Origin of the sequence: Nocardioides sp. (assembly GCF_036405735.1) — a bacterium.
GTDB lineage: Bacteria > Actinomycetota > Actinomycetes > Propionibacteriales > Nocardioidaceae > Nocardioides.
The window spans coordinates 1-23,928 of record NZ_DASWXC010000056.1; the positions used below are offsets into that span (position 1 = coordinate 1).

Below are 23,928 nucleotides of genomic sequence, written 5' to 3' on the forward strand. Positions count from 1 at the left end.
CTTGACCTCGGACGCACGCCATCCCCAAGCGCGCGCCCGAGGGGTCTAGGTGGCGCTCGCGGTGACGATGGCTGCGACGGTCACGCCGTAGATGACGACGAGCGCGAGGAGGAGAGCGACGGTCGTCACGAGGCGGGCCGTCGGGTGCTTGGTGAGGGAGCGGAGGGTCATCATCGCTCCACTCCCCATCCGTCAGCCGCGAGCACCGGCAGAAGTTCGGCGGTGCGGTAGCTGATGACCCGCGGCAGATCGTCGGGGATGGTGCCGGTCAGCGGGAGGCCGGCGGTCGCGGCCTTGCTGGCGAGCGTCTCGGCCAGGTCGGTGGTGAAGTCGATGACGCCGGGCTCCCACTCAGCCAGCACCATGCGCTGTGTGCCGGTGCCCAGGTCGCGGGTTAGGCGGATGATGGAGATGTCTGCGTTGCCATAGGGGGCGACGCTCAGCAGTTCGAGCCCAGCAGCGAGGTTTTTGAGGTCGGTGGCCGAGAGGCGAAGGGGGGCGCTCATGCCACACCCCCGAGCCACTCCATGACCGGCGCCGGCTTCCCGCGGTTCTTGCCCTCGCGGTCGTCGGACACCTGCCAGTCGCCGGTGCGACGGACGAGGCCCTGCGACAGTGCGCGGTGACAGAAAGCGCCGACCCGCTGTGGCTTCACGCGACCACGCACCAGGGGCCGCAGCTCGTTCGGCGGGATGAGGCCGGCGTGACGAGCGGCGACAGTGGCCAGCGCGTCGACGTAGGCCTGCCACTCCTCGCGCTCGGACGGGATCGCCGGGTGCTGCTCGGCCAGGAGGTCGAGCAGGGAGGCGGTGTCGGAGTCGACAGGGGCGAAGGTGGGGGCGGTCATGCGGCCCACCAGGTCATGAGCTTCACGCCGCCGCGACCGGAGTTGTAGAACTCGACGACGGCGGCGGCGGCTGCCTCGGGCTGGGTCACGCCGTACTGCGCCTTGAGCACGTTCATGCGCTGGATCAGGCCCTTCCAGCCGTTCTTGACGCCGGCGAGCTTCTGAACCAGGCGTTCGTCGTCAACGTCGTCGGCGTAGCGGGCGAAGACTGCCGCCACGCCGAGGAGCACTGGTCGCTCGAATCCGCCCTCGGTGAAGGCGTCGCGGATCGTTCGGATGGTGCGCGCGAGCACCTTGGCGCCGTGCTTCTGGTAGATCGTGATGAGAGCGCCGATGGCGCTGATCGAGTTCTCGTTCTTGCTGACGCCGATGGTGCAGCCGTTTGCGCGGACGATGCGGTTGATGTCGCAGGCGTCGGTCCTGCCGGCGGTCACGGCGGCCTTGAACTTCGCCATGGCGTCGACCTGCTTCTTGTTGTTGAACGTCAGGAAGAACTCGGCCTCCTGCTGCTCGGTCAGGCCCTTGTAGAGCCAGACCTGGATCTGCTGGCCTTCGCCGAAGAAGTGCCGGTAGGCCCAGCAGGAGTGCTGGCCCTCCATCACGTACAGCGAGCCGTCGTTGCGCTGGTTGACGTGCGGCACCTGGAACTTGTCGATGTCGAAGTTGTCCAGGATCCACTGGCCCCAGGTCGGCTTGAACTCGCGCTGGGCGACAGGGTTGACCTGGAGGTCGTCGGCGTTGACCCAAGCGAGATGCGCCTGGCGGGCGGGCTTGTTGTTGGTAGGCTCACTCATGGAGCGACTCCTTGATCTTCTTGACTGCCTTGGAGAGGGCGTTGATGGAAGTGGTCAAGGAGTCGAGCCGTTCCAGGGCCTCCTCCTTGTCGAGCTGGCCCGGGTCGATGTCCCGCACGGCCATGGACGCGACCTCTACCGACTCAGCGGCGTTGGCGAGGATCACGTCGTAGTTGAGGCGGCGGACCTTGCCGCGCACCTCGTCGGCGATGATGAGGACGCCGTGCTCACGGGCGAGTCGGCGGACCTGAATCTCTGAGACGCCGATCTCTCTGGCGATCTGAGCGGAGGTCGCGCCTCGCTCGGCCAGATCGCTGATCTGCTTGACGCGCTCCTCGGCGCGCACCCACGCCCTCTTGTCGTCAGCCGCGGCAGGGGCCGACGACCTGACCTCTCGGGCGGCAGCGCTGACGGTCTTCTCGCCCGACTCGACGGCCTTGATCAGGTCGTCGTCGCCGGACTCGATGACCGCGCGTGCTCGCTTGACCGACTCCCGAGCGATGTTGAACTGAGCCGCCGCCTCCACGATCGAGGGGGCGGAACGCTCAGACTTGGCCTCAGGAGTGGAGGGCTCTTTTGAGCCATCCACCTTCTCGGCGTACTGGTTGGAACCGTGCTTCAACGTCGCCAGCCGGGCGGCGATCATCGCCTTCTGGCTCGTCGTCAGATGACGACGGTGCACGTTGTGGCTGATGATCCACTGCTCCACGTCGTCGCCCGAGTAGCGCGTCTCCTTGACGTCGATCCCGAGCGCCTGGCAGGCACGGGCACGGTTGCGGCCGTCGAGAAGACGCCCTTCGGCGTCGAGCACAACCGGCTCGCGCTGGCCGTTGACGCGGATGTCCTCCACGAACTCGCGGAACGCCTCGCCCTCGATGAAGGGGAAGAGGGCCGCGACCGGGTGGACCTCGTAGTTCAGGACGGACGACTCAATCTCGCCGGTCTCGGTGTTGACGACGGAAGTCATGACGCCCTCCGAGCACTACGGCTGGTCTGCCCGCCAAGGATCGGGGCGGACGCCTTCTGCTCGCCGATCACGGTGTGCTTCGCGAGAATCTCGGCGACCTGCTCATCGGTGAACCGGATCGTTCGGCCGACCTCAACGCAGGGCCAGCCGTACTCACGGCGCCAGTCGAGCACCTTGCGGGCTGTCGTCTCGCCGCCAAACAGGTCAGCCAGGTCGGCAGGGGTACGGAGACGGCCGGCCATCAGGCTGCGTCCTTCTGGCTGGCCGCAAGAAGGTTCACCAGCGGAACGCCGAGCCAGTCCGCGATGACTGGAAGCTCGTCGAGGTCGAGACCGAGTCCGCCGTTGAGCCGACGGGAAGCCGACTGCTGACTACACTGGAGGAGCCGGGCAAGGTCCACGCCGGTCTTCCGCTGGCGAGCCATCTCGGCTCGGATCTCGGCCGCTACTTGCTGGCGGAGGGATGCTGTAACCACATGGGTACAGTAGGCACGAGTTGGGTACGCAAGCAACCGACTAGAGACATGTACTCGTGATTTGAGTACATTGCCCCCCATGACCGACTTCCCCGCCGGCACCCGATCCGCCTTCGCGCGCGCTGTTTCAGCAGAAGTGCGGGCCCTCCTGGGTGCATATCGCCTGTCTCTGCGCGACTTCGCCTCGGCCGCCGGATTCAGTTCGCACAACTACCTGGCGATCCGGCTTCGTGACGAGAAGCCATTCACGCTTGACGACATCGACCTGGTCTGCGCCTACTTCGAGTTCGATGCCTCCGAGTTCCTGCGACGCTGCTACGAGAACCACATCGAGCGACTCTGGGCTGAGGCCGACCTCGAGAGAAGCCGCGGGGGCTTGTCGGCGGTTGATGACAACCTCGGCGCTGCCGCCTCCACGGAGTCGGCAATCGAAGGCTCAGGCGAGGAAGGGTCGATCTAGGTTGCACAACACGTACAGTCCATGGGCGGAGTTGTCGACCCTGTCCGACCTCACTCTTGAGTGGCGGCACTTGACCGGCCGGGTCGGCGAGTACCTCCACCGCGAGCGCAAGATCCACCTTGACCCACGCGCGCCCCGCCGCCAGCTCCGATCAGTGCTCTGTCACGAGTTGAGGCACGCTGAGGCCGGCGACCGTCTGACCCATTGCGGGCGGGTCAACTTGCGGCAAGAGCAGGCCGCAGACCAGAAGGCGGCGCGGCTGATGATCGACGTTCGCGACCTTGGGGACGCGATGGTCCTGCACGCCAACCACCTGTCGGCCATCGCCGTCGAGCTCCGCGTCTCGGACGCTCTCCTCCGCGTCCGTCGGGACCACTTGCACCCGAGCGAGAAGTCCTACCTGCGTCAGCGGCTGGCGGATTCGTGAGACGAGCGCGGGCTGGCCGCAGTAGGTTGCCGAGAGTGAAGCGACTGATCTCTGCCATCGGGCTGATGGCCACTGTCTCGCTGGCGGCATGCGGCGGGAATGACGAGCAGTCGCAAGCGAGCGGCGAGCTTGACGCTCCAGAGGCCAGCGCGTCGACTCCAAGCGCGGAGCCGCCCGATGTATCGCTGGGGACTACCTGCAGGATTTTGTTTGCTGGCGAGACCGGCACAAATCCGCTCGACAAGATCACGATCCTCTTCGAGGAGGAATCGCTCGACGTCGCAGAACTCGACGAGATCAATGCCGGGATAGAGGCGGTTGAGTCGGCAGCCGAAACCGCGCAACCGCAGCTCGCCGTTCAGATGATTGCGCTGGTCGAGCAAGCCCGAGCGTTCTTGCGCGACGGGCTGGGGGATGAGCCGGTTGCGCGCGACACAACGCTCTACAAGTCGGCCGGTCTAGAGATCGCCTCTATCTGCATGGATGAACTCTGACCGTGCGGAAATTTCCGCACGCGGGCCGTTTCGCGTCGTCCGAGTCGTCTCCAGGCGTGCCTCCTGGGGCGTGTCGTATGAGTCCCAGTGAGGATGCCGCGTCGTTCGATTCCCCGCAGCTCCACCAACTGATGCGGCACCGCCCCGTGGTGCCGCTGCATCACCCCTCCGGCACGGCACACTGGGGCGCATGCGTCGTCTCGGGTCCCTCCTCCTCCCGCCGCTGGCAGCGCTGGCGGTCCTGCTCGGCGTGCTGTCCACGCCCGCTCCCGCCGCGGGCGCGGGGCCGGAAGGGCCCGGAGGGCCGCAGCTCTCCGTGGCGCCCGTCCCGGCGGCGTACGCCGGCGAGACGGTGACCGTCGTGGTGACGCTGTCGGGTGTCGAGCCGGCGGAAGGTCAGGAGATCACCGTCACCCGGATGGGGGAAGTGCTCGTCGCGCCGACCGACGAGCACGGCGTCGCGCGGGTCGCGCTGACAGTCGCCCGCGACCCGGACCGCAACGTCGTGGTGGCCAGCCACGGCACCACCTCGGTGTCGGCGACCCTTCCGCTGCGACCGCGGGGCGCCGTCCTCACGGTCGGCGGGCCCGGCGCGGTGGTGGACGAGCGGTCCACGACCGTCGCGGTGTCCTGGATCGCCGACAACGGCGAGCCGGTGTCCGGGCCGGTGACCTTGCTGGCCAGCAGTCGCGGCGGTCCGTGGCGGCCGGTCGCCGCCCTGACGACCGGGCCGGACGGCAGGGCGACGTACGTCGCCACTCCCCGCTACGACACCCGCTGGCGGGTGCAGGCGCCGCCGCTGCCGTGGGTGCTGGGCGGCGGCAGCGCGGTCTACCACCTCGACAACCGGCCGCCGGGGCGGGTCGTGCGGATGGCGAAGCGCGCTCCCCAGCCCTCGCGCAGGATCCGCGGCGAGCAGCCGCGAGCGGTCGGCGCCGGCGCGAACCCGGTCATCACGCCCCTTCCCGACGCGGTCTGGCGCAGCATGGTGGGTCGCAGCTGGCACCCCGGATGCCCGGTGGGGCGCTCGGGACTGCGGCTGGTCGCCGTCAACTACTGGGACTTCACCGGCTACCGCCGCCGCGGCGAGCTGGTCGTCGCCGACGAGGTCGCGGGTCAGGTGGCCGCAGCGGTCGCCGAGCTCCACCAGCGGCGCATCCCCATCCGCCGGATGGTGCGGGTGGACCGGTTCGGGTGGTCGAAGCGGCTGCGCGGCGCCGACGACTACGCGTCGATGGCCGCCGGCAACACCTCCGCGTTCAACTGCCGCGACGTCGTGGGTCGCCCCGGGGTCCGCTCACCGCACGCCTGGGGCCGCTCGGTGGACATCAACCCGTGGGAGAACCCCTTCCGCTCCCGCCACGGCCTGGTGCCCAACGGGTGGTGGCACTCCCATCCGCATCCCCGGGTGTCCTGGCGCTCGCGGGGCCACGTCGTGGTCCGGCTGATGGCGAGGCACGGGCTGCGCTGGACCTACGGCACCGGCGACAGCCACCACTTCGACGCCGTACCGCGCGGCGCCAGCCGACCGCTGCTGCCACGGGCATGCGCCGGGCCGGCCGCCGGCGTCTGTCACTGAGCGCCGCTAGCGTCGAGCCATGAGCTGTGTCTTCTGCGCGGTCGGCGCGGGCGAGGAGCCGGCGCACGTGGTGCTGGCCGACGATGCGTTCGTGGCCTTCCTGGACCGCCGCCCCGTCTTCAAGGGTCACGTGCTCCTGGTGCCGCGTCAGCACGTGGTCACGCTCCCCGACCTGCCGGCGGCGCTGCGGGACGGCTTCCTCGGCGCCGCGCAGCGGCTGGCCTCCGCGGCGGTCGCCGGACTCGGCGCCCAGGGCAGCTTCGTCGCCGTCAACAACACCGTCAGCCAGTCGGTCGCCCACCTCCACCTCCACGTCGTGCCGCGCACCAAGGGCGACGGGCTGCGCGGCTTCTTCTGGCCGCGGACGACCTACGCCGACGACACCGAGGCGGGGGAGTACGCCGCACGACTCCGGTCCGCGCTCGAGGCTGGTCCCGGATCCGTGCCCACCGCTGATCTAGAGTGACCGGCGGTCACGCACGAGAGCGAGGAGCAGTCATGGGTCGGTTCGACGGTCGGGTCGCGGTCATCACGGGCGCGGCGCGCGGCATCGGGTTCGGTGTCGCCCAGCGGTTCGCCCAGGAGGGAGCCTCGGTCGCCATCGTCGATCTCGACGAGGCCGCTGCCGCCGAGGCGGCCGCGAAGCTGACGCTCGGCGAGGGCGCCAAGGCCGTCGGCATCGGCGCCAACGTCGGCTCGGCCGCCGACGTCGACGCCGCGATCAGCCGGGTGGTCGACGAGCTCGGCGGGATCCACGTGCTCATGAACAACGCCGGCATCACCCGCGACAACCTGCTGTTCAAGATGACCGAGGACGACTGGGACCTCGTCATGAACGTCCACCTCAAGGGCGCGTTCCTGCTCTCCAAGGCGGCCCAGCAGCACTTCGTGGCCCAGAAGTACGGCAAGATCGTCAACGTCTCCAGCACCTCGGCGCTCGGCAACCGCGGCCAGGCCAACTACTCCGCCGCCAAGATGGGCATCCAGGGCTTCACCCGGACGCTGGCCATCGAGCTGGGCCCGTACGGCGTCAACGTCAACGCGATCGCGCCCGGCTTCATCGCCACGGAGATGACCGACGCCACCGCGGCCCGGCTGGGCCTCGACGTCGAGGACTTCCGCAAGCTGAGCGCCGAGCACAACCCGGTCCGCCGGGTCGGCTTCCCCGAGGACATCGCGTCGGCCGCGGCGTTCCTGGCCAGCGACGAGGCGTCGTACATCACCGGTCAGACGCTGTACGTCGACGGCGGCGCCACGCTCGTCTGAACCAACCCACCCCAGATCGGAGTCACCGTGCGCGTCATCGCCCGCGTCCTCGCCCCCCTGCTCGTCGCCAGCCTCGCCCTCGCGGGCTGTGGCGGCACGAAGGAGTCCGGGGACAAGCCCGACGCGGCCGCGTCGTCGGCTCCGCCGAAGCCGGAGTTCTGGCCGCTCACCGGTGTCCAGGCGCCGCTCGGCGAGACGGTGGCCAAGGACCACCCGGTGATGGTCGTGAAGATGGACAACACGGCGGCGGCCGCCCCGCAGCTCGGCCTCGGCTCGGCCGACCTGGTCGTCGAGGAGCTGGTCGAGGGCGGTCTGACCCGGCTCGCGGCCTTCTACTACTCCCAGCTGCCCAGCAAGGTCGGCCCGGTGCGCTCGATGCGCGCCAGCGACATCGGCATCGTCACGCCGGCCGACGCCCAGGTCGTCACCAGCGGCGCGGCGGCGGTCACCATCAGCCGGATCAAGCAGGCCGGCATCACCTTCTACGGCGAGGGCTCCAAGGGCCTGGCCCGCGACAACGGCCGGCGGGCGCCGTACAACCTCTTCGCCGACCTCACCAAGACCGTCGGCCTGGCCCGGCAGGACCCGGCCACGCCGGCCGACTACCTCACCTGGGGCGCGCCGGCGGACTTCGTCGGTGTCCAGCCGGCCACCCGTGTCGACGTGCCGTTCTCCTACGGACACACGACGCGCTGGAGCTTCGAGGGCGGCAGGTACGTCAACACCAACTCCAACGCCCGGCAGGGCGACCGGTTCCAGGCCGACAACGTGCTGGTGCTGCGGGCTCCGGTCGGCGATGCCGGCTACAAGGACCCGGCCGGCAACCCGGTCCCCGAGACCAAGCTCGAGGGCAGCGGCGCCGCCGTGCTGTTCCACAACGGCAGCCTGGTCCGCGGCACCTGGTCCAAGGCGTCGCTCGACGCTCCCATCGAGCTCAGCACCGAGGCCGGCGCCCTGACGGTGCCCGCGGGCAGGACCTGGATCGAGCTGGTGCCGGAGAACGCGCCCCAGCTGGTCATCAAGTAGTCGTCAGTCGGTGCTCGGCGCGGCGTCCGCGCCGAGGACGACGCCCTGGTCGGCCAGCGACTGCAGGCCGGCCATGATGTAGGCGATCGCCGTCTCGACCCGCTCGGCCGCCCTGGTCGGGTCGTCGGCGGTCGCGACGGACTCGCCGGCCGAGGAGAGGGCGCCGAAGAAGATGCGCGCGAAGGTCGTGACCATCTCCTCGTCGGCGTGCTGGCCGCCGGTGCGCAGCACCGAGCGGACGATGTCGTGCACGACCCCGAAGGCCGTGCGCTCCTCCTGCTCGCGGAAGCGCTCGTACCCGAGGACCGCCGGGCCCTCCTGGATGACGATGCGCCGGTAGCCGGGCTCCTGGACCACGTCGAGGAAGGCCCGCAGGCCCACCATCGCCGCCTGCCAGGGGTCCTTGATGCCCTTCATCGTCTGCTGGATGCGTTGGGCCGACTCGCTCTCGACGCGCTCGAAGACGGCCTCGAACAGCGCCTGCTTGCCGCTGAAGTGGTGGTAGAGCGCGCCCTTGGTGACGTCGGCGCCGGACACGATCGCGTCCAGCGGCGTGCCGGCGTAGCCCTGGACACTGAACAGCTCCTCGGCGACGTGCACCAGAGCGCGCTTGGTGCTCGCGGAGTACTGCTGTCGGCGGCTGGCGCCCGGCACGCCCGGAAGCGGCGGCACCTTCGGCACCAGCTTGGTCACGGACTTCGGCACCCGACGCAGTGTAGTTGGGAGGGTCGGCCAGGTGGTCCGGATCACGTACGCGGACGTTGGCATACCGTTGGTATGGGACGTACGGTGGGTACGTACTCACGGTATGTGAGTCCGCCGACGAAGGAGGAGCCATGACCTCGACGTCCTTTCACAACCGCGGAGAGATCCTCCGCCGCGTCATCGACGCCGCCGACAGCCGCCGTGACGGTCGTCTTCCGATGGACCTCGACGGCGTCGCCGAGAAGTTCGACGACGAGCTCGACCTACTCAGCGCACTCCAGCTGCGCTGGCACACCCGGCTCGCCGGGCGGATCGAGCAGCAGCTCGCCGACCAGCCCATGGACCTGGAGGCGGCCGTGGTCGCCGCGTGGCACGGCGTCGCGGACGCCATGCCCGGCGTCCGGGCGATCCTCGACCACTACCGCGCTGAGCCGCTGGACGCCGAGATGGCCCTGGTGATGACCAAGGCCGTCAACAAGGAGCGCATCCTGCTCGCCGTGATGGCCGGCCATGCCGGCGTCGCTGACGAGCTGGCGGTGCAGGTCGGGCAGCGGATCGAGGAGCGTGCCCGGGCGACGTACCGCCGCGCCGACCTGCCGGCCGTCCCGTCCGTCCCCCTGCCGCGCGCCAGCCTGATCGACCGCCTGCGGGCGGCCCTCGCTGCCTGACCCAGCTCCCGCCCCCACGCTCCCCGAAGAGCGGACCCAGAGCCAGACGGCTCCGGTTCCGGTGCACTCCCTCCCTCCCTGCGGCCCCTCCCGCCGCCTCCCTCGCACCGGGCCGGAGCCGTCTTGTGTCACCAGCCGACCTGGCGCGTCATGATGGAGGGCATGGCGGAGGACGGGCTGCGCGCGGGCATGCTGGCGGTGGCGACCGCCGACCTGCTGGATCCGAGCTTCGTCCGCAGCGTGGTGCTGTTGCTCGACGTCGAGGAGGACGGCGTGCTCGGGGTCGTGCTGAACCGGCCCTCGCCGGTGCCGGTCGCCGACGTGCTCGACGGGTGGGGCGAGACCCTCGCGTCCCCGGAGGTGTTCTTCCAGGGCGGGCCGGTCGCCGCGGACACCGCGCTGGCGGTCGCACGGCTGCGCGATGCCGCCGTCGTGCCCGTGGGGTTCCGCCGGGTCCACGGGCGGCTCGGGCTGCTCGACCTGGACACCCCGGTCGAGCTGCTCCGCGGCAGCCTCGCCGGGGTCCGCATCTTCGCCGGGTACGCCGGCTGGGGTGCCGGTCAGCTCGAGGCGGAGATCGCCGAGGGCAGCTGGTACGTCGTGTCCGCGGAGGAGAGCGACGTGTTCCGCGACGACGTCGGCCGCCTGCGCCGCGACGTGCTGCGCCGGCAGCCCGGGAAGCTGGCCTGGCACGCGACCCGCCCGGGCGATCCCGGCCTGAACTGAGAGGCCCACCGATCGCGTCGCGGGTGCGTCGAGTGTCCCCTCCGGCACGTAGGCTTAGCGCCATGTCGTTCCTGGGATTCGGAAGCAAGACCGGCACCGCCGTCGACGAGCGGGTGCGCGAGGACGAGCGGACTGTTCCCACCGAGGACGGCGACCACGACCGGTTCGCCCACTACGCGCCGAAGGACAAGGTCACCGAGGCGATGGTCATGGGCACGCCCGTGGTGGCGCTGTGCGGCAAGGTGTGGGTCCCGAGCCGAGACGGCACCAAGTTCCCCGTGTGTCCGCAGTGCAAGGAGATCTGGGAGTCGCTTCCCGACGTGCCCGAGGGCTCCGGCGAGTGACGGGCGGCCACGACGCCGCCCAGCTCACGTCCGCCCTCAGCCCCGCGTGGCCGGGGCGTGCGGCCTGGGGGACGGCCACGTCCCTGCGAGCCTGGCAGCAGGCGGCGATGAACCAGTACTTCGACCGTCTGCCGCGCGACTTCCTCGCAGTGGCGACGCCGGGTGCCGGCAAGACGACCTTCGCCCTCTCGGTGGCGGCCGAGCTGCTCGGACGCCGGATGGTCGACCGCATCATCGTGGTCGCCCCGACCGAGCACCTCAAGCTGCAGTGGGCGGAGGCCGCCGGCCGGGCCGGCATCCCGATCGACCCCACCTACTCCGCGGGCCAGGGCAAGACCTCCGGTGACTTCCTCGGCGTCGCCGTGACCTACGCCGGCGTCGCGGTCAACCCGTTGGCGATGCGGATCCGGGCCGAGCGGTTCAAGACCCTGGTCATCCTCGACGAGATCCACCATGCGGGCGACGCGCTCTCGTGGGGCGAGGGGGTGCGCGAGGCCTTCGAGCCCGCCGCGCGTCGGCTCGCGCTGACCGGCACGCCCTTCCGCTCCGACATCAACCCCATCCCGTTCGTCACCTACGAGCCGGGCCCCGACGGCGTGCCGCGGTCCGCGGCGGACTACACCTACGGGTACGCCCAGGCGCTGGCCGACCACGTCGTGCGCCCGGTGCTGTTCATGGCGTACTCCGGGCAGATGACCTGGCGCACCCGCGCGGGTGACGAGATCGCCGCCCATCTCGGCGAGCCGCTCACCAAGGACATGACGGCGCAGGCGCTCCGTACGGCGCTGGACCCCAACGGCGCCTGGATCCCTGCCGTGCTCGAAGCCGCCGACAAGCGGCTCTCCGAGGTCCGTCGACACGTGCCCGACGCCGGTGGCCTCGTGATCGCCACCGACCAGGACTCCGCCCGCGCCTACGCCAAGACGCTGCGCGCCATCACGGGCGAGGCGGCCACCGTCGTGCTGTCGGACGAGAAGGCCGCCTCGAAGCGGATCTCGGCCTTCGCGGCCGACGACAGTCGCTGGATGGTCGCGGTGCGGATGGTCTCCGAGGGCGTCGACGTGCCGCGGCTCGCCGTCGGCGTCTACGCCACGACCACCTCGACGCCGCTGTTCTTCGCCCAGGCCATCGGCCGCTTCGTGCGGGCCCGGTCCCGGGGCGAGACGGCCTCGGTGTTCCTCCCGTCGGTGCCGAACCTGCTCGGGTTCGCCTCCGAGCTCGAGGTCGCCCGCGACCACGTGCTCGGCCGCAAGGTCAGCGACGAGGGTGACCTGTTCGCGCCCGAGGACGCGCTGATGGCCCAGGCCAACGCCAGCGAGGCGGCCAGCGACGACGAGGCGATGCTGCCCTTCGAGGCGCTCGGGTCCGAGGCGCGCTTCGACCGGGTGCTCTTCGACGGCGGCGAGTTCGGTCATGCGGGGGAGGTGCACGTCGGCTCCGAGGAGGAGATGGACTTCCTCGGCATCCCCGGCCTGCTCGACCCCGACCAGATGCGCGAGCTGCTGCACCAGCGGCAGAGCGACCGGGCCAAGAAGCAGAAGGCCAAGGCCGCCGCCGACGACACCCAGCGCCGGCACGCCGACTCCCTCACCGAGGTCTCCACGCACGAGCAGCTCGCCGTGCTGCGGCGCGAGCTCAACGGACTGGTCGCCGCCTGGCACCACCGCACCAGCCAGCCGCACGGCGTCACGCATGCGGCGCTGCGCAAGGAGTGCGGTGGCCCGGCGGCCGCGGTCGCCAACGCCGACCAGCTGCGCGCCCGCATCGAGCGGATCCGCGAGTGGGCGGCGACGCGCAAGTCGTCCTGACCGACCCGCTGCCCCGGCCTGGCCTCAGCCCGGCTGCAGCTCGACCTGGCCCGGCCGGCGCGGCAGCCCGCGGACGGTGCCGGAGAGCAGGGTGGCCAGGCAGATCACGACGTAGGCGAGTCCGGCGACCGAGATGACCGGACCGACGCCGTACAGCTCGGCCAGCGGGCCGACAGCGAGCTGCCCGATGGGGATCGCGGCGTAGGACCCGAGCTGGTCGTAGGAGTAGGCGCGCGAGAGCAGCTCGTCGGGGATGTGCTCCTGCATGGCGAGGTGCCAGCCGAGGCTGTAGGTCTGGATGCCGATCCCGGAGACGAACGCCGCGAGCAGCAGCGGGCCGGTGTGCGGCGACCAGCCGAGCACCATCATCGGCAGGCCGAACAGCGCACAGCCCGCCATCCCGACCAGCAGCGGCCGCTGCAGCTGCCAGCGCAGGAAGAACAGCGTGGCGATCAGCAGCCCGGCAGCCTGCACCGACATCGCCCAGCCCCACCCGGTCGCGCCGATGGCCGTCTCCTTGGCGCGCACGGGGCCGAGGGTGTTGAAGCCACCCTCGTGCAGCGCGTTGAGCAGTGCGAAGGCCCCGACGACCAGCCACAGCCAGGTGGTGCGGCGGAAGAGCTGCCAGCCCTCGCGCAGCTCCGCGACCAGCGTGGCGGCCGGGCCGGTCGGGGCGGGGATGACGACCGGCGCCAGCAGTACGGCGGCCGCCAGCCACGTCACGGCGTCGATCGCGAGGGCCCATCCCGGCCCGACGGTCACGACCAGCACGGCCGCCGTACCCGGCCCCACGACCATCAGCGCGGCCCGCGTCATGGAGAGCAGCACGTTGGCCTGCTGCAGCTGCGCGCGCGGCACCAGCTGCGGCACGATCCCGTTCAGCGCCGGCATGCCGGGCGCGACGACCACGCCGTTGAGACCGGCCAGCGCGACCAGCGACCACAGCTCGGCCTGGCCGGTGATGATCAGCACCGCCATCGCGCCGCGGACCAGGCCGGAGAGGACGTTGGACGCCTGGATGACGCGGCGCCGTCCCCAGCGGTCGGCCAACACGCCACCGAGCAGGAGGAACGCGAGCATCGGGATGCTGTAGGCCGCCAGCACCATGCCGAGGGCGCTGGCCGAGTGGCTGACCTCCAGCACTCCGAAGGCGAGCGCGACCGGCGCCATGGTGCTGCCGACCAGGTTGACCGAGCGTGACAGGAAGTACCAGCGGAACGAGGGCTCGCGCAGGGGTGCCATCGCCGAGATCGAAGTCACCCGCGCGACTCTAGACCCGTCGGCGCCGTGGTGGGCACCTCTGCCGGAGAAGCCGGGCGCGTCCGCTCAGGCGAAGATCGTCGGCAGGACCGGCTCCCCGCGCGCCATCGACTGGGCCTCCACCGGCAGCTCGGCCCGCGCGGACTGGTGCCGTCGGCGCGCGGCGTCGAGCTCCTCGCGGCCCACCACCTTGCCGTCACGGACCAGCGGCACCAGCAGCGGGCGGTCGTCGCCGCGTCCTCGTGAGCCTGTCGAAGGATCGTCGGCGGGTGCTGTGCCGATGCCGACGACCTCGGCCTCGGCGACGCCGTCGGCCGAGCGGCGGCGCAGCGCGAACTTGCGGCCCCCGATCGACGTCTTGTCGGTCGACCGCTTGGCCACCGACACCAGCTCGCCGTCCTCGCCCTCCCGGGCGACCAGCTTGTAGACGAACCCACAGGTGGGGTGCCCGCTGCCGGTCACCAGCTGCGTGCCGACGCCGTAGCCGTCGACCGGAGCCGCGGCCAGCGCCGCGATCGCGTGCTCGTCGAGGTCGCTGGTGACGATGATCTTGGTGTCGCCGGCGCCGAGGGAGTCCAGCTGCGCGCGGACCTGGACGGCCAGCACGCCGAGGTCACCGGAGTCCAGTCGCACCGCGCCCAGGCCGGGGCCGGCGACCTCGACGCCGGTCCGGATCGCCTCGGCGATCTCGTAGGTGTCCACCAGCAGCGTGGTCCCGGTGCCGAGCGAGGCGACCTGCGCGCGGAACGCCTGCTCCTCGGTGTCGTGCAGCAGCGTGAACGAGTGGGCGCTGGTGCCCGTCGTCGGGACGCCGTAGCGCCGCCGGGCGGCGAGGTTCGAGCTCGCGGCGAAGCCGGCGACGTACGCCGCCCGGGCGGCCGCGACCGCGGCCTCCTCGTGGGTGCGCCGGGACCCCATCTCGATGCAGGGCCGGTCGCCGGCGGCCAGCGTCATGCGGGAGGCCGCCGAGGCGATCGCCGAGTCGTGGTTGTAGATCGAGAGCAGGACCGTCTCCAGCAGGACGGCCTCGGCGAACGTCGCCTCGACCACGACCAGCGGCGAGTGCGCGAAGTAGAGCTCGCCCTCCGGGTAGCCCCAGATGTCGCCGGCGAAGCGGTAGTCGGCCAGCCACGCCAGCGTCGGCTCGTCGACCACGCCCTCCAGCGCGGCCAGCGTGGCGTCGTCGAAGACGAACGCCTCGATCGCGTCCAGGGCACGCCCGACACCGGCCACGACGCCGTACCGCCGCCCCTCCGGGAGCCGGCGGGGGAACAGCTCGAAGACGGAGCGGCGCTGCGCGGTGCCTGCCGCGAGGGCGGCCTGCAGCATCGTCAGCTCGTAGTGGTCGGTGAGGAGCGCGGTGGAGTCCACGACGCCCATCATGTCGCCCCCGTGGCACGATGGCCCCATGTCCGCGCCGAGCCCGGTCGAACTCGACGAGCCCGTCACCGACGACCTGACCCTCCCGGCCACGCCGTGGGTCACGGTGGTCTGGAACGACCCGGTCAACCTCATGTCGTACGTCACCTACGTGTTCCAGAAGTACTTCGGCTACGGCAAGTCCAAGGCCGAGAAGCTGATGCTCGAGGTCCACGAGGACGGCCGCTCGGCGGTGAGCTCCGGCACCCGCGAGGAGATGGAGCGCGACGTGCAGGCGATGCACGAGTACGGCCTGTGGGCGACGCTGGAGAAGCAGGAGTGACCACCCGATGACCGGCTTCGCACGCCACCGCCGCAGCGGCCGGGTGATCGCCACCTTCACCGGCTTCGAGGCGGACCTCCTCCGCTCCCTGGCCGGCCAGCTCGTCGAGCTGTTGCGCAACGAGGTCGCCGCGCCGGTGGCACAGGACCCGCTCGAGGCGATGCTCGACTTCACCGGCCCCACCACCGAGCCCGAGGACCCGGTGCTGGCCCGGCTGTTCCCGACCGCCTACCGCGACGACGACGAGGCCGCCGCCGACTTCCGCCGCTTCACCGAGGGCAGGCTGCGCGACGGGAAGGCCGCCGGCGCCGCCGCGATCATCGACGCGCTCGAGGAGGCGGGGCTGCCCCCGCAGCTGGCCGACGACTCGCTCATGATCGACGTCGAGCTCACGCCCGAGGAGGCCGAAGGCTGGCTGCGCTCCTTCACCGACCTGCGGCTCGCGCTGGCCACCCGGCTCGGCGTCGAGGAGGGCGACGAGGCGCGCTGGGAGGCGCTGCCCGACGAGGACCCGCGCAGCCAGGCGCACGACATCTACGAGTGGGTCGGCTACCTGCAGGAGACGCTGGTCGACGCGCTGTCCGGGTAGGTGGCCGCCGGCCGGGGCGCCGCACCTGTCCGCCACCCGGGCCGCGGCCGAGCGCGTGCGGTCGCCCGCCTAGGCTTCGCTCATGCTCACCATCGCCCAGGCGACGTACGACGCGATCGTCGCCCACGCCAAGCGGGACCACCCCGACGAGGCCTGCGGCATCGTGGCGGGCCCGGAGGGCAGCGACCGCGCCGAGCGGCTGGTGGAGATGGTCAACGCCGCCGGCAGCCCGACGTTCTACGAGTTCGACTCCACCGAGCTGCTCGAGCTCTACAAGGAGATGTGGGCCCGCGACGAGGAGCCGGTCATCGTCTACCACTCCCACACCGCCACCGAGGCCTACCCCAGCCGCACCGACATCGGCCTGGCCAGCGAGCCCGGTGCCCACTACGTGCTCGTCAGCACGCGGGAGCACGGGAATAACCCGGGCCCTGTGGAGTTTCGTTCCTATCGCATCGTCGACGGCGTCGTGACCGAGGAAGAGGTCAACGTCGTCCCCGAACTGCCCGGTCGCGAGACCGGCAACTGAAAGAGGAGTCCCATGGCCATCGAGGTCCGCATCCCGACCATCCTGCGCACCTACACCAGCGGCGAGAAGGCCGTCTCCGGTGAGGGCACGACGCTGAGCGCCCTGATCGAGAACCTGGAGGCCAACCACCCCGGGATCAAGGAGCGCCTCATCGACGTCAAGGACGGCAAGGAGGACCTGCGCCGCTTCGTGAACGTCTACGTCAACGATGAGGACGTGCGGTTCATCGGCGGCCTGGAGGCCCAGCTCGCCGACGGCGACCAGATCGTCGTGCTGCCCGCCGTCGCCGGAGGCTGCTGACCCGCACCACGGGTCTCCGGACCGGTGGATGGGAGACTGGTGCCATGCGCTTCGACAACCTGCTCGCCTCCGTCGGCGGCACGCCGCTGGTGGGTCTGCCGCGGCTGTCTCCCTCGCCGGACGTGCGGCTGTGGGCGAAGCTCGAGGACCGCAACCCCACCGGCTCGATCAAGGACCGCCCGGCCCTGAAGATGGTCGAGGAGGCCGAGAAGGACGGACTGCTCCGCCCCGGCTGCACGATCCTGGAGCCGACCTCGGGCAACACCGGCATCTCGCTGGCGATGGCCGCCAAGCTCAAGGGCTACCGCATCGTCTGCGTGATGCCGGAGAACACCTCCGAGGAGCGCCGTCAGCTGCTGCGGATGTGGGGCGCCGAGATCGTCTCCTCACCCGCCGCCGGTGGCTCCAACGAGGCGGTCCGGGTCGCCAAGCGGCTCGCGGAGGAGCACCCCGACTGGGTGATGCTGTACCAGTACGGCAACGCCGCCAACGCCACCGCGCACGAGGAGGGCACCGGCCCCGAGCTCCTGGCCGACCTGCCGACGATCACCCACTTCGTCGCCGGCCTCGGCACCACGGGCACCCTGATGGGCGTCTCCCGGTTCTTCCGGTCCGCCAAGCCCGACGTCCGCATCGTTGCCGCGGAGCCGCGGTACGGCGAGCTCGTGTACGGCCTGCGCAACCTCGACGAGGGCTTCGTGCCCGAGCTCTACGACGCCTCGCTGATCGACACCCGGTTCTCGGTGGGGCCGCGCGACGCCGTACGCCGGGTCCGCGAGCTGCTCGAGATGGAGGGGATCTTCGCCGGCGTCTCGACCGGCGCCATCCTGCACGCGGCGCTCGGCCAGGCCGCCAAGGCCGTCAAGGCGGGGGAGTCGGCCGACATCGCGTTCGTCGTCGCCGACGGCGGCTGGAAGTACCTCTCCACCGGCGCCTACGAGGGCACCGTCGACCAGGCCGAGGAGTCCCTCGAAGGCCAGCTCTGGGCCTAGTCCGCGACGTCCGGCGCACGCACCGGACGTCGCGGAGGGCTGATCAGCTGACGTCGAGCGACTGCGCGGTGCCGAAGAGGCTGCCGCGCACGGCAGGCAGACCGAGCAGGTCGGTCGCGAGGTTGGCGACGTCGCCGTTGCGGATCGGCTGCACGGCGCGGTACGCCGGCCGGCGGTTGCCCGGGTCGCGGTAGTCGCCCGGGTTGAGGGCGTAGAGGTCGCCGTGGGCGACACCGGCGCCCCACACCAGGAACGGCACCTTGTAGTTGGCGGGGCGACCGGCCGCCTCGTGGTGCGTGGAGCCCGGCCGGAAGCCGTGGTCCGCGGTCAGCACCAGCACCAGCTCGCGCTTGAGCAGCGGGTGGGCGTCGATCGCGGCGAGCACGCGGCCGAGCAGGGCGTCGGTGCGGCGTACGGCGGCGAGGTACTGCTCGCTCATGCCGCCGTGCTGGTGACCGGCCGCGTCGGGCAGCGAGGTGTGCAGGAACGTGAACGCCCGGTTGGCCGTGGTGAGGTCCACGATGGCACTGCGGACCAGCCGGCCGTTGTTGGCGTCGAGCTCGAACCGGCCGATCGCCCGGGGCCAGGACCGCTGGAAGTGGCGGAACTTGGACTTGGTCGTGAACAGGGCGGTCGACAGCCCGGCCTTCCTGACCGCGGTGAAGACCGAGCCCACCCGGTGGCCGGCGGCCTTCTGCACGGTCATCCGGGGCCGCTCGACGTTCCAGGTGACGCCGTGTCCGCCGTGGCGGCGGTCGATGCGCCGGCCGGTGACCATGGTGGTGTGGTTGGGGAGCGTCTCGGTGCGCTCGTAGGCGGTGCGCGCGTTGAGGGTGGTGGCACCCTCGGCGAGGAGCCGGTGGAGGTTCGGAGCTCCGGCGCGGCCCAGACGGGTGATCGCGCGGACGTTGAGGCCGTCGACGGACACCGCGAGCACGCGCTTCCCCGTCGGGGCCGGCCGCTCCGCGGACGCCTGGGACACCGGGGCCGGCACCGGCGCGGGCTCGGCCGCCGAGGCCGGCAGCAGCACGGCTAGCGGGGCGACGAGGGACAGAGCCGCGGTCCGAGCGGCGAGGCTACGAGTCGTCATGCCGACGAGGTTACGGGGCGGCCGGCGACCGGCCCGTGACCACCGTCTCGCGTGACGTGGGTCAAGGATCGCTGCGGCACCGGGTGGCAGCGCCTAGCCTTGCGCCTTGTGCATGCGATGACCCCCACCGTCGACGTCGACGCCCCGATCGGGATCTTCGACTCCGGCTTCGGCGGACTGACCGTCGCCCGCTCGGTCATCGACCAGCTGCCGCACGAGTCGATCCTCTACGTCGGTGACACCGCGCGGGCGCCGTACGGCCCGAAGCCGATCGCCGAGGTGCGGGAGTACGCCCTGGAGTGCCTCGACCACCTCGTCGACCAGGGCGTGAAGGCGCTCGTGATCGCGTGCAACTCCGCGAGCGCCGCGATGCTGCGCGACGCGCGGGAGCGGTACGACGTCCCGGTGGTCGAGGTGATCCTGCCGGCCACCCGCCGGGCGGTCGCGGCGAGCCGCACCGGGCGGATCGGCGTCATCTGCACCCAGTCGACCGCCGAGTCGATGGCCTACGACGACGCGTTCGCCGCCGCCCCTCACCTCCAGCTGCACACCAGCGTCTGCCCGCGGTTCGTGCCGTTCGTGGAGGCCGGGATCACCAGCGGCGAGGAGCTGCTCGCCGCGGCGCACGAGTACCTCGACCCACTCACCAGCGCGGGGATCGACACCCTGATCCTCGGCTGCACGCACTATCCGCTCCTGACCGGCGTCATCTCCTACGTCATGGGCGATAACGTCACGCTCGTGAGCAGCGCGGAGGAGTGCGCCAAGGACGTCTACCGGACCCTCACCGAGCACGGAGTGCTCCGGGCGTCCGGCGAGCCGGCGTACACCTTCCTCACCACCGGCCACCCCGAGGCCTTCGAGACGATCGGTCGCCGGTTCCTCGGGCCCGAGCTGGCGGTGGCGCAGCAGTTCGTGGGCGGCCTCGCATGACCACTCCCATGGGCATGAAGCTGACGATCGTCGGGTGCGCTGGTTCCTACCCGGGTCCGGACTCGCCGGCCAGCTGCTACCTGCTGCAGGCCGAGGACCCGGGCGAGCCCGGCCGCACCTGGAGCGTCCTGCTCGACCTCGGCAACGGCGCCCTGGGCGCGCTGCAGCGGTACGTCGACCCGCTGGCCGTCGACGCCGTGCTGCTCAGCCACCTGCACGCCGACCACTGCGTCGACATGACGAGCTACTACGTGCTGCGCAAGTACCACCCCTCGGGCACCCAGCCGAAGATCCCCGTCTGGGGCCCGAAGGGGACCGCTCGGCGGCTCGCGAAGGCCTACGACCTGCCGCGCAAGCCCGGCATGCGCGAGGAGTTCGAGTTCCACCGCTACCGAGGCGTCTTCCAGGTCGGGCCGTTCACCGTCACGCCGGCCGCGGTCGACCACCCGGTCGAGGCCTACGGCCTGCGCATCGAGGCCGGGGGCTCCACGATCTGCTACACCGGCGACACCGGCCCCACCGCGGCGCTGGACGAGCTCGCCGACGGCGTGGACCTGCTACTCGCCGAGGCGTCGTTCCGCACCGGTGACCCCAACCCGCCCAGCCTGCACCTGACCGGCGCCGAGGCCGGCGAGCTGGCCGGTCGCGCCCGCGCGAAGCGGCTCGTGCTCACCCACGTGCCGCCGTGGCACGACGCTGGCGCGATGCTGACGGAGGCGGTCGGCACCTTCGACGGGCCGGCGGAGCTGGCCGCCCCCGGCAACGTCTACACGGTCTGACCTGCGGCCGGCACCCGCGACAGGGCAGGGTGTACCCATGATCAAGGTCGAAGGACTGACACGCGCGTACGGCTCGTTCGTCGCCGTCGACGACGTGAGCTTCGTCTGCCAGCCCGGCCGGGTGACCGGCTTCCTGGGGCCCAACGGCGCCGGCAAGTCGACCACCATGCGGGTGCTGGTCGGGCTCACGCCGCCGACCCGGGGCCAGGCCACGATCGGCGGGCTGCGCTACCACGACATCCCCAACCCGGGCCGCCACGTCGGGGTGCTGCTGGACGCATCCGCGCAGCACGGTGGCCGCACCGGCCGCGAGGTGCTCGCGCTCGGCGCCAGGACCATGGGTCTGCCGGCCGCGCGTGTCGACGAGATGCTCGAGCTCGTCTCGCTGACCCGCGCGGAGGCCAAGCGCCGCGTCAAGAACTACTCCCTCGGGATGAAGCAGCGCCTCGGCATCGCCCACGCGCTGCTCGGCGACCCGCAGGTGCTGATCCTCGACGAGCCCGCCAACGGCCTCGACCCCGCCGGGATCCGCTGGATGCGCGGGCTGCTCAAGGGCTTCGCCGACAACGGAGGCACGGTGCTGCTCTCCAGCCACCTGCTGCACGAGGTCGAGCAGATCGCCGACGAGATGATCCTCATCGGCCGGGGCAGGATCGTGGCCCAGGGCGACCGCGCCACGCTGCTGGCCGGTGCCCATGGCCCGAAGCTGTCCCTGGTGACCTCCCTCGACAACGACCGGCTCGCCGACGCGCTGCGAGGCAAGGGGTACGACGTCGAGGCGGCCGGCCACGGCCTGCGGGTGCACGCCGCGACCGACGAGGTCGGCCGCACCGCGCTCGAGCGCCAGGTGGTGCTCACCGACCTGCGCGACGGCGCCGCCGGTCTGGAGGACCTCTTCCTCGAGCTGACCGCCGAGAGCCAGCGCGAGGCGTCCGACACGCTCCCGGCTCCGACCCGCGAGGGGACGATCGCATGACCACCTACACCCGCGACCCGTTCACGTTGGACGTCTCGCAGACCTCCGGCATCCCGTTCGCCCGGCTGACCGCGGTCGAGCTGCGCAAGACCTACGACACCCGCGCCAGCTTCTGGTTGCTGGCGACCATCGCGTTCGGTGTGCTGCTGGCCGAGACGATCGCCCTCATCGTCACCGCGACCCAGGACACCACGATCCAGTTCGGCGACTACACCGCCGTCGCCGCGTTCCTCACCTCGGTCCTGCTCCCCGTCCTCGGCATCATGCTGGTCACCACCGAGTGGACGCAGCGCTCCGCGATGGTGACCTTCACGCTGGAGTCGCGCCGGTCCAGGGTGGTGCTCGCCAAGCTCGTCGTGGGTCTCCTGCTCACGGTGGCCACCGTCGTCTTCGCGATCGTGGTCGGCGCCCTGTGCACGGTGCTGTCCGACGCGCTCGTCGGCCGGTCGGACTGGCACTTCGGCGCCGACGGCTTCTGGGGCTTCTTCATCACCCAGAACCTCGCGATGCTGATCGGCTTCGCGCTCGCGGCTCTGCTGCTCAACACCGCCGCGGCGATCGTGCTGTTCTTCGTGTACCGGTTCGTGCTTCCCACCCTCTTCGCGATCGGCTCCCAGCTGATCGACTGGTTCGCGGACGTGGCTCCCTGGCTCGACTTCGGCGCCGCGCAGCAGGAGCTGTTCGACCTCTCGGCCATGACCGGCGAGGACTGGGCGCACCTGCTCGTCTCCGGGTTCGTCTGGCTCGTGGTGCCCACCGTGATCGGACTGCGCCGCATCCTGCGCGCCGAGGTCAAGTAGCCGCAACCGCGAGCCGGCGGCCGTCGGGGCGCGCACTAGGGTTGCTGCCCATGAGCGACAACACCCGTGCCGACGGCCGCGGCGACGACCAGCTCCGCGACATCACGATCACCCGCCACTGGCTCGACCACGCCGCCGGCTCGGTGCTGGTGGAGTTCGGCAAGACGAAGGTGCTGTGCGCCGCGTCGGCCTCCGAGGGCGTGCCCCGGTGGCGCAAGGGCTCCGGCCTGGGGTGGGTCACCGCGGAGTACGCCATGCTCCCGGCCTCGACCAACACCCGCTCGGACCGCGAGTCGGTCAAGGGCCGCATCGGTGGGCGCACGCACGAGATCTCCCGGTTGATCGGCCGCTCGCTGCGCGCCGTCATCGACTACAAGGCGCTCGGGGAGAACACCATCCAGATCGACTGCGACGTACTCCAGGCCGACGGCGGCACCCGGACCGCCTCCATCACCGGTGCGTACGTCGCCCTGGCCGATGCCGTGGCGCACCTCAAGGGCCAGGGGCTGCTGACCGGCAACCCGCTGACCGGCTCGGTCGCGGCTGTGTCGGTCGGCATCATCGACGGCGTGCCGCGCCTGGACCTGCCCTACGAGGAGGACGTGCGGGCCGAGACCGACATGAACATCGTGATGACCGGCGAGGGCAAGTTCGTGGAGGTGCAGGGCACCGCCGAGGGGGCGGCGTTCGACCGGGCCGAGCTCGACGCGCTCCTCGCCCTGGGGGAGAAGGGCTGCGCCGACCTCACCCTGTTGCAGCACGAGGCGCTGGCCCGGTGAGCGTCCGGATCTTCGTCGCCTCGCGCAACGCCAAGAAGCTGGCCGAGATGGAGCGGATCCTCGCGCCGCTCATGCCGTCCCTGGCCGTCGTCGGCCTCGACGACGTGGAGTTCTACGAGGAGCCGGTGGAGGACGCCCCGGACTTCGCCGGGAACGCGCTGCTGAAGGCGCGGGCCGGGTTCGCGGCGACCGGGCTGCCGACGGTGGCCGACGACTCCGGGCTCTGCGTCGACGCGCTCAACGGCATGCCGGGCGTGCTCTCCGCGCGCTGGTCGGGCCGGCCGAAGTCCGACGCCCGCAACAACCAGCTGCTGCTCGACCAGCTGCTCGACGTACCCACCGAGCGCCGCGGCGCCCACTTCCGGTGCGCCGTCGCGTTCGTCTACCCCGGTGGCGAGCTGGTCGTGGAGGGCCGGATGGACGGCCAGGTGGTGTTCAGCGAGCGGGGGAGCGGCGGCTTCGGCTATGACGTGCTGTTCGAGGCCGACGACCACCCGGGCGTCACGACAGCCGAGCTGTCGGTCGAGGACAAGGACGCGATCTCGCACCGGGGGAAGGCGCTGCGCGAGATCGCGCCGCAGATCGCCGCGGCGCTGCAAAGCTGACGAAAGGG

The 23,928-nt window shown here is 71.3% G+C and carries 33 protein-coding genes; 22 read left to right on the forward strand and 11 right to left on the reverse strand.

Translation table 11 applies throughout. The features are described from left to right. Positions 1–45: 45 nt before the first annotated feature. From VGE38_RS08270 to VGE38_RS08300, 7 genes are read right to left on the reverse strand one after another with little or no spacing between them, the layout of a single operon-like run. The gene (locus VGE38_RS08270; RefSeq protein ID WP_331142057.1) at positions 46–174 is read right to left on the reverse strand and encodes a hypothetical protein; all 129 of its coding nucleotides are present in this window, start codon (positions 172–174) and stop codon (positions 46–48) included. Further along, positions 171–506: a hypothetical protein gene (locus VGE38_RS08275; RefSeq protein WP_331142058.1), complete on the reverse strand. Its 336-nt coding sequence runs from the start codon at positions 504–506 to the stop codon at positions 171–173. Before VGE38_RS08275 ends, VGE38_RS08270 begins: the two co-directional genes overlap by 4 nt. Continuing rightward, the gene (locus tag VGE38_RS08280) at positions 503–847 is read right to left on the reverse strand and encodes a hypothetical protein (protein WP_331142059.1); all 345 of its coding nucleotides are present in this window, start codon (positions 845–847) and stop codon (positions 503–505) included. The genes VGE38_RS08275 and VGE38_RS08280 overlap by 4 nt, the downstream gene beginning before the upstream one ends. Continuing rightward, positions 844–1,641 (reverse strand): DUF6551 family protein, encoded by a 798-nt coding sequence (locus tag VGE38_RS08285; RefSeq protein WP_331142060.1) that lies wholly within the window; start codon positions 1,639–1,641, stop codon positions 844–846. The genes VGE38_RS08280 and VGE38_RS08285 overlap by 4 nt, the downstream gene beginning before the upstream one ends. Then, positions 1,634–2,608, reverse strand: coding sequence for a hypothetical protein (locus VGE38_RS08290; RefSeq protein ID WP_331142061.1), 975 nt, complete (start codon positions 2,606–2,608; stop codon positions 1,634–1,636). Before VGE38_RS08290 ends, VGE38_RS08285 begins: the two co-directional genes overlap by 8 nt. Beyond that, positions 2,605–2,850 (reverse strand): hypothetical protein, encoded by a 246-nt coding sequence (locus VGE38_RS08295; protein ID WP_331142062.1) that lies wholly within the window; start codon positions 2,848–2,850, stop codon positions 2,605–2,607. Before VGE38_RS08295 ends, VGE38_RS08290 begins: the two co-directional genes overlap by 4 nt. Then, complete coding sequence (locus VGE38_RS08300) at positions 2,850–3,164, reverse strand: helix-turn-helix domain-containing protein (protein ID WP_331142063.1); 315 nt, start codon at positions 3,162–3,164, stop codon at positions 2,850–2,852. Before VGE38_RS08300 ends, VGE38_RS08295 begins: the two co-directional genes overlap by 1 nt. Between VGE38_RS08300 and VGE38_RS08305 the strand changes: the two genes are divergently transcribed. From VGE38_RS08305 to VGE38_RS08335, 7 genes are all read left to right on the forward strand, one after another. Beyond that, positions 3,163–3,543, forward strand: a complete 381-nt coding sequence (locus VGE38_RS08305) for a hypothetical protein (RefSeq protein ID WP_331142064.1) — start codon at positions 3,163–3,165, stop codon at positions 3,541–3,543. The genes VGE38_RS08300 and VGE38_RS08305 overlap by 2 nt on opposite strands. 31 nt (positions 3,544–3,574) lie before the next feature. Beyond that, entirely contained in the window at positions 3,575–3,970 is a 396-nt protein-coding gene (locus VGE38_RS08310) for an ImmA/IrrE family metallo-endopeptidase (RefSeq protein ID WP_524538545.1), read from the forward strand. Positions 3,971–4,005: 35 nt separating this feature from the next. Continuing rightward, on the forward strand, positions 4,006–4,464 hold the full coding sequence (locus VGE38_RS08315) for a hypothetical protein (protein ID WP_331142066.1): 459 nt from the start codon (positions 4,006–4,008) through the stop codon (positions 4,462–4,464). 190 nt (positions 4,465–4,654) lie between these two features. Then, entirely contained in the window at positions 4,655–6,043 is a 1,389-nt protein-coding gene (locus VGE38_RS08320) for a M15 family metallopeptidase (protein ID WP_331142067.1), read from the forward strand. Positions 6,044–6,062: 19 nt separating this feature from the next. Next, positions 6,063–6,509 carry an HIT family protein gene (locus VGE38_RS08325; protein ID WP_331142068.1) on the forward strand — a complete coding sequence of 149 codons (447 nt, stop codon included), beginning with the start codon at positions 6,063–6,065 and terminating at the stop codon, positions 6,507–6,509. Between the two features lie 32 nt (positions 6,510–6,541). Then, positions 6,542–7,309 (forward strand): SDR family NAD(P)-dependent oxidoreductase, encoded by a 768-nt coding sequence (locus VGE38_RS08330; RefSeq protein WP_331142069.1) that lies wholly within the window; start codon positions 6,542–6,544, stop codon positions 7,307–7,309. 27 nt (positions 7,310–7,336) lie between these two features. Beyond that, a complete protein-coding gene (locus tag VGE38_RS08335; RefSeq protein ID WP_331142070.1) occupies positions 7,337–8,335 on the forward strand; it encodes a DUF3048 domain-containing protein in 999 nt (332 codons plus the stop codon). A gap of 3 nt (positions 8,336–8,338) precedes the next feature. Here VGE38_RS08335 and VGE38_RS08340 read toward each other — a convergent pair whose 3' ends face one another. Further along, entirely contained in the window at positions 8,339–9,040 is a 702-nt protein-coding gene (locus VGE38_RS08340) for a TetR/AcrR family transcriptional regulator (protein WP_331142071.1), read from the reverse strand. A gap of 131 nt (positions 9,041–9,171) precedes the next feature. On the opposite strand from VGE38_RS08340, the gene VGE38_RS08345 reads away from it, so the two are divergent. From VGE38_RS08345 to VGE38_RS08360, 4 genes are all read left to right on the forward strand, one after another. Next, entirely contained in the window at positions 9,172–9,708 is a 537-nt protein-coding gene (locus VGE38_RS08345; protein ID WP_331142072.1) for a hypothetical protein, read from the forward strand. 162 nt (positions 9,709–9,870) lie between these two features. After that, positions 9,871–10,434, forward strand: coding sequence for a YqgE/AlgH family protein (locus tag VGE38_RS08350; RefSeq protein WP_331142073.1), 564 nt, complete (start codon positions 9,871–9,873; stop codon positions 10,432–10,434). Positions 10,435–10,496: 62 nt separating this feature from the next. Beyond that, positions 10,497–10,778 carry a DUF3039 domain-containing protein gene (locus VGE38_RS08355; RefSeq protein ID WP_331142074.1) on the forward strand — a complete coding sequence of 94 codons (282 nt, stop codon included), beginning with the start codon at positions 10,497–10,499 and terminating at the stop codon, positions 10,776–10,778. A gap of 107 nt (positions 10,779–10,885) precedes the next feature. Next, positions 10,886–12,586, forward strand: a complete 1,701-nt coding sequence (locus tag VGE38_RS08360) for a DEAD/DEAH box helicase (RefSeq protein WP_414690911.1) — start codon at positions 10,886–10,888, stop codon at positions 12,584–12,586. A gap of 24 nt (positions 12,587–12,610) precedes the next feature. On the opposite strand, the gene VGE38_RS08365 is transcribed toward VGE38_RS08360, so the two are convergent. Both VGE38_RS08365 and VGE38_RS08370 read right to left on the reverse strand, forming a co-directional pair. Further along, the gene (locus VGE38_RS08365; RefSeq protein WP_331142075.1) at positions 12,611–13,846 is read right to left on the reverse strand and encodes an MFS transporter; all 1,236 of its coding nucleotides are present in this window, start codon (positions 13,844–13,846) and stop codon (positions 12,611–12,613) included. Between the two features lie 66 nt (positions 13,847–13,912). Continuing rightward, positions 13,913–15,226: a nicotinate phosphoribosyltransferase gene (locus VGE38_RS08370; protein WP_331142114.1), complete on the reverse strand. Its 1,314-nt coding sequence runs from the start codon at positions 15,224–15,226 to the stop codon at positions 13,913–13,915. Positions 15,227–15,254: 28 nt separating this feature from the next. Here VGE38_RS08370 and clpS point away from each other — a divergent pair, with 28 nt between their 5' ends. The 5 genes from clpS (at position 15,255) to VGE38_RS08395 (ending at position 17,958) form a co-directional block, all read left to right on the forward strand. Further along, positions 15,255–15,548 (forward strand): ATP-dependent Clp protease adapter ClpS, encoded by a 294-nt coding sequence (gene clpS / locus VGE38_RS08375; RefSeq protein WP_331142076.1) that lies wholly within the window; start codon positions 15,255–15,257, stop codon positions 15,546–15,548. Positions 15,549–15,555: 7 nt separating this feature from the next. Further along, positions 15,556–16,137, forward strand: coding sequence for a DUF2017 domain-containing protein (locus tag VGE38_RS08380; protein ID WP_331142077.1), 582 nt, complete (start codon positions 15,556–15,558; stop codon positions 16,135–16,137). 82 nt (positions 16,138–16,219) lie between these two features. Continuing rightward, positions 16,220–16,666 (forward strand): M67 family metallopeptidase, encoded by a 447-nt coding sequence (locus VGE38_RS08385; protein WP_331142078.1) that lies wholly within the window; start codon positions 16,220–16,222, stop codon positions 16,664–16,666. A 12-nt stretch (positions 16,667–16,678) separates the two neighbouring features. Continuing rightward, positions 16,679–16,966, forward strand: coding sequence for a MoaD/ThiS family protein (locus VGE38_RS08390; RefSeq protein WP_331142079.1), 288 nt, complete (start codon positions 16,679–16,681; stop codon positions 16,964–16,966). A gap of 44 nt (positions 16,967–17,010) precedes the next feature. Then, complete coding sequence (locus VGE38_RS08395; protein WP_331142080.1) at positions 17,011–17,958, forward strand: PLP-dependent cysteine synthase family protein; 948 nt, start codon at positions 17,011–17,013, stop codon at positions 17,956–17,958. Between the two features lie 43 nt (positions 17,959–18,001). Here VGE38_RS08395 and VGE38_RS08400 read toward each other — a convergent pair whose 3' ends face one another. Beyond that, positions 18,002–19,048 carry an alkaline phosphatase family protein gene (locus VGE38_RS08400; RefSeq protein ID WP_331142081.1) on the reverse strand — a complete coding sequence of 349 codons (1,047 nt, stop codon included), beginning with the start codon at positions 19,046–19,048 and terminating at the stop codon, positions 18,002–18,004. 117 nt (positions 19,049–19,165) lie between these two features. Between VGE38_RS08400 and murI the strand changes: the two genes are divergently transcribed. Genes murI through rdgB form a run of 6 tightly spaced genes read left to right on the forward strand, consistent with a single transcriptional unit; the run spans position 19,166 to position 23,920 of the window. Further along, positions 19,166–19,981, forward strand: a complete 816-nt coding sequence (gene murI / locus VGE38_RS08405) for a glutamate racemase (protein ID WP_331142115.1) — start codon at positions 19,166–19,168, stop codon at positions 19,979–19,981. Next, entirely contained in the window at positions 19,978–20,760 is a 783-nt protein-coding gene (locus VGE38_RS08410; RefSeq protein WP_331142082.1) for an MBL fold metallo-hydrolase, read from the forward strand. Before murI ends, VGE38_RS08410 begins: the two co-directional genes overlap by 4 nt. 37 nt (positions 20,761–20,797) lie before the next feature. Further along, positions 20,798–21,736, forward strand: coding sequence for an ABC transporter ATP-binding protein (locus tag VGE38_RS08415; RefSeq protein ID WP_331142083.1), 939 nt, complete (start codon positions 20,798–20,800; stop codon positions 21,734–21,736). After that, on the forward strand, positions 21,733–22,536 hold the full coding sequence (locus tag VGE38_RS08420; protein WP_331142084.1) for an ABC transporter permease: 804 nt from the start codon (positions 21,733–21,735) through the stop codon (positions 22,534–22,536). Before VGE38_RS08415 ends, VGE38_RS08420 begins: the two co-directional genes overlap by 4 nt. Positions 22,537–22,586: 50 nt before the next feature. Further along, complete coding sequence (gene rph / locus VGE38_RS08425) at positions 22,587–23,315, forward strand: ribonuclease PH (protein ID WP_331142085.1); 729 nt, start codon at positions 22,587–22,589, stop codon at positions 23,313–23,315. Next, complete coding sequence (rdgB, locus tag VGE38_RS08430; protein ID WP_331142086.1) at positions 23,312–23,920, forward strand: RdgB/HAM1 family non-canonical purine NTP pyrophosphatase; 609 nt, start codon at positions 23,312–23,314, stop codon at positions 23,918–23,920. The genes rph and rdgB overlap by 4 nt, the downstream gene beginning before the upstream one ends. Positions 23,921–23,928 lie beyond the last annotated feature (8 nt).

Excerpts from the sequence above, each read along its gene's own strand:
- VGE38_RS08270 (WP_331142057.1), bottom strand. The coding sequence starts at position 174 with ATGATGACCCTCCGCTCCCTCACCAAGCACCCGACGGCCCGCCTCGTG.
- VGE38_RS08275 (WP_331142058.1), bottom strand. The coding sequence starts at position 506 with ATGAGCGCCCCCCTTCGCCTCTCGGCCACCGACCTCAAAAACCTCGCT.
- VGE38_RS08280 (WP_331142059.1), bottom strand. The coding sequence starts at position 847 with ATGACCGCCCCCACCTTCGCCCCTGTCGACTCCGACACCGCCTCCCTG.
- VGE38_RS08285 (WP_331142060.1), bottom strand. The coding sequence starts at position 1,641 with ATGAGTGAGCCTACCAACAACAAGCCCGCCCGCCAGGCGCATCTCGCT.
- VGE38_RS08290 (WP_331142061.1), bottom strand. The coding sequence starts at position 2,608 with ATGACTTCCGTCGTCAACACCGAGACCGGCGAGATTGAGTCGTCCGTC.
- VGE38_RS08295 (WP_331142062.1), bottom strand. The coding sequence starts at position 2,850 with ATGGCCGGCCGTCTCCGTACCCCTGCCGACCTGGCTGACCTGTTTGGC.
- VGE38_RS08305 (WP_331142064.1), top strand. The coding sequence starts at position 3,163 with ATGACCGACTTCCCCGCCGGCACCCGATCCGCCTTCGCGCGCGCTGTT.
- VGE38_RS08300 (WP_331142063.1), bottom strand. The coding sequence starts at position 3,164 with ATGGGGGGCAATGTACTCAAATCACGAGTACATGTCTCTAGTCGGTTG.
- VGE38_RS08320 (WP_331142067.1), top strand. The coding sequence starts at position 4,655 with ATGCGTCGTCTCGGGTCCCTCCTCCTCCCGCCGCTGGCAGCGCTGGCG.
- VGE38_RS08325 (WP_331142068.1), top strand. The coding sequence starts at position 6,063 with ATGAGCTGTGTCTTCTGCGCGGTCGGCGCGGGCGAGGAGCCGGCGCAC.
- VGE38_RS08330 (WP_331142069.1), top strand. The coding sequence starts at position 6,542 with ATGGGTCGGTTCGACGGTCGGGTCGCGGTCATCACGGGCGCGGCGCGC.
- VGE38_RS08345 (WP_331142072.1), top strand. The coding sequence starts at position 9,172 with ATGACCTCGACGTCCTTTCACAACCGCGGAGAGATCCTCCGCCGCGTC.
- VGE38_RS08350 (WP_331142073.1), top strand. The coding sequence starts at position 9,871 with ATGGCGGAGGACGGGCTGCGCGCGGGCATGCTGGCGGTGGCGACCGCC.
- VGE38_RS08355 (WP_331142074.1), top strand. The coding sequence starts at position 10,497 with ATGTCGTTCCTGGGATTCGGAAGCAAGACCGGCACCGCCGTCGACGAG.
- VGE38_RS08360 (WP_414690911.1), top strand. The coding sequence starts at position 10,886 with ATGAACCAGTACTTCGACCGTCTGCCGCGCGACTTCCTCGCAGTGGCG.
- VGE38_RS08370 (WP_331142114.1), bottom strand. The coding sequence starts at position 15,226 with ATGGGCGTCGTGGACTCCACCGCGCTCCTCACCGACCACTACGAGCTG.
- clpS (WP_331142076.1), top strand. The coding sequence starts at position 15,255 with ATGTCCGCGCCGAGCCCGGTCGAACTCGACGAGCCCGTCACCGACGAC.
- VGE38_RS08380 (WP_331142077.1), top strand. The coding sequence starts at position 15,556 with ATGACCGGCTTCGCACGCCACCGCCGCAGCGGCCGGGTGATCGCCACC.
- VGE38_RS08385 (WP_331142078.1), top strand. The coding sequence starts at position 16,220 with ATGCTCACCATCGCCCAGGCGACGTACGACGCGATCGTCGCCCACGCC.
- VGE38_RS08390 (WP_331142079.1), top strand. The coding sequence starts at position 16,679 with ATGGCCATCGAGGTCCGCATCCCGACCATCCTGCGCACCTACACCAGC.
- VGE38_RS08395 (WP_331142080.1), top strand. The coding sequence starts at position 17,011 with ATGCGCTTCGACAACCTGCTCGCCTCCGTCGGCGGCACGCCGCTGGTG.
- VGE38_RS08400 (WP_331142081.1), bottom strand. The coding sequence starts at position 19,048 with ATGACGACTCGTAGCCTCGCCGCTCGGACCGCGGCTCTGTCCCTCGTC.
- murI (WP_331142115.1), top strand. The coding sequence starts at position 19,166 with ATGACCCCCACCGTCGACGTCGACGCCCCGATCGGGATCTTCGACTCC.
- VGE38_RS08410 (WP_331142082.1), top strand. The coding sequence starts at position 19,978 with ATGACCACTCCCATGGGCATGAAGCTGACGATCGTCGGGTGCGCTGGT.
- VGE38_RS08415 (WP_331142083.1), top strand. The coding sequence starts at position 20,798 with ATGATCAAGGTCGAAGGACTGACACGCGCGTACGGCTCGTTCGTCGCC.
- VGE38_RS08420 (WP_331142084.1), top strand. The coding sequence starts at position 21,733 with ATGACCACCTACACCCGCGACCCGTTCACGTTGGACGTCTCGCAGACC.
- rph (WP_331142085.1), top strand. The coding sequence starts at position 22,587 with ATGAGCGACAACACCCGTGCCGACGGCCGCGGCGACGACCAGCTCCGC.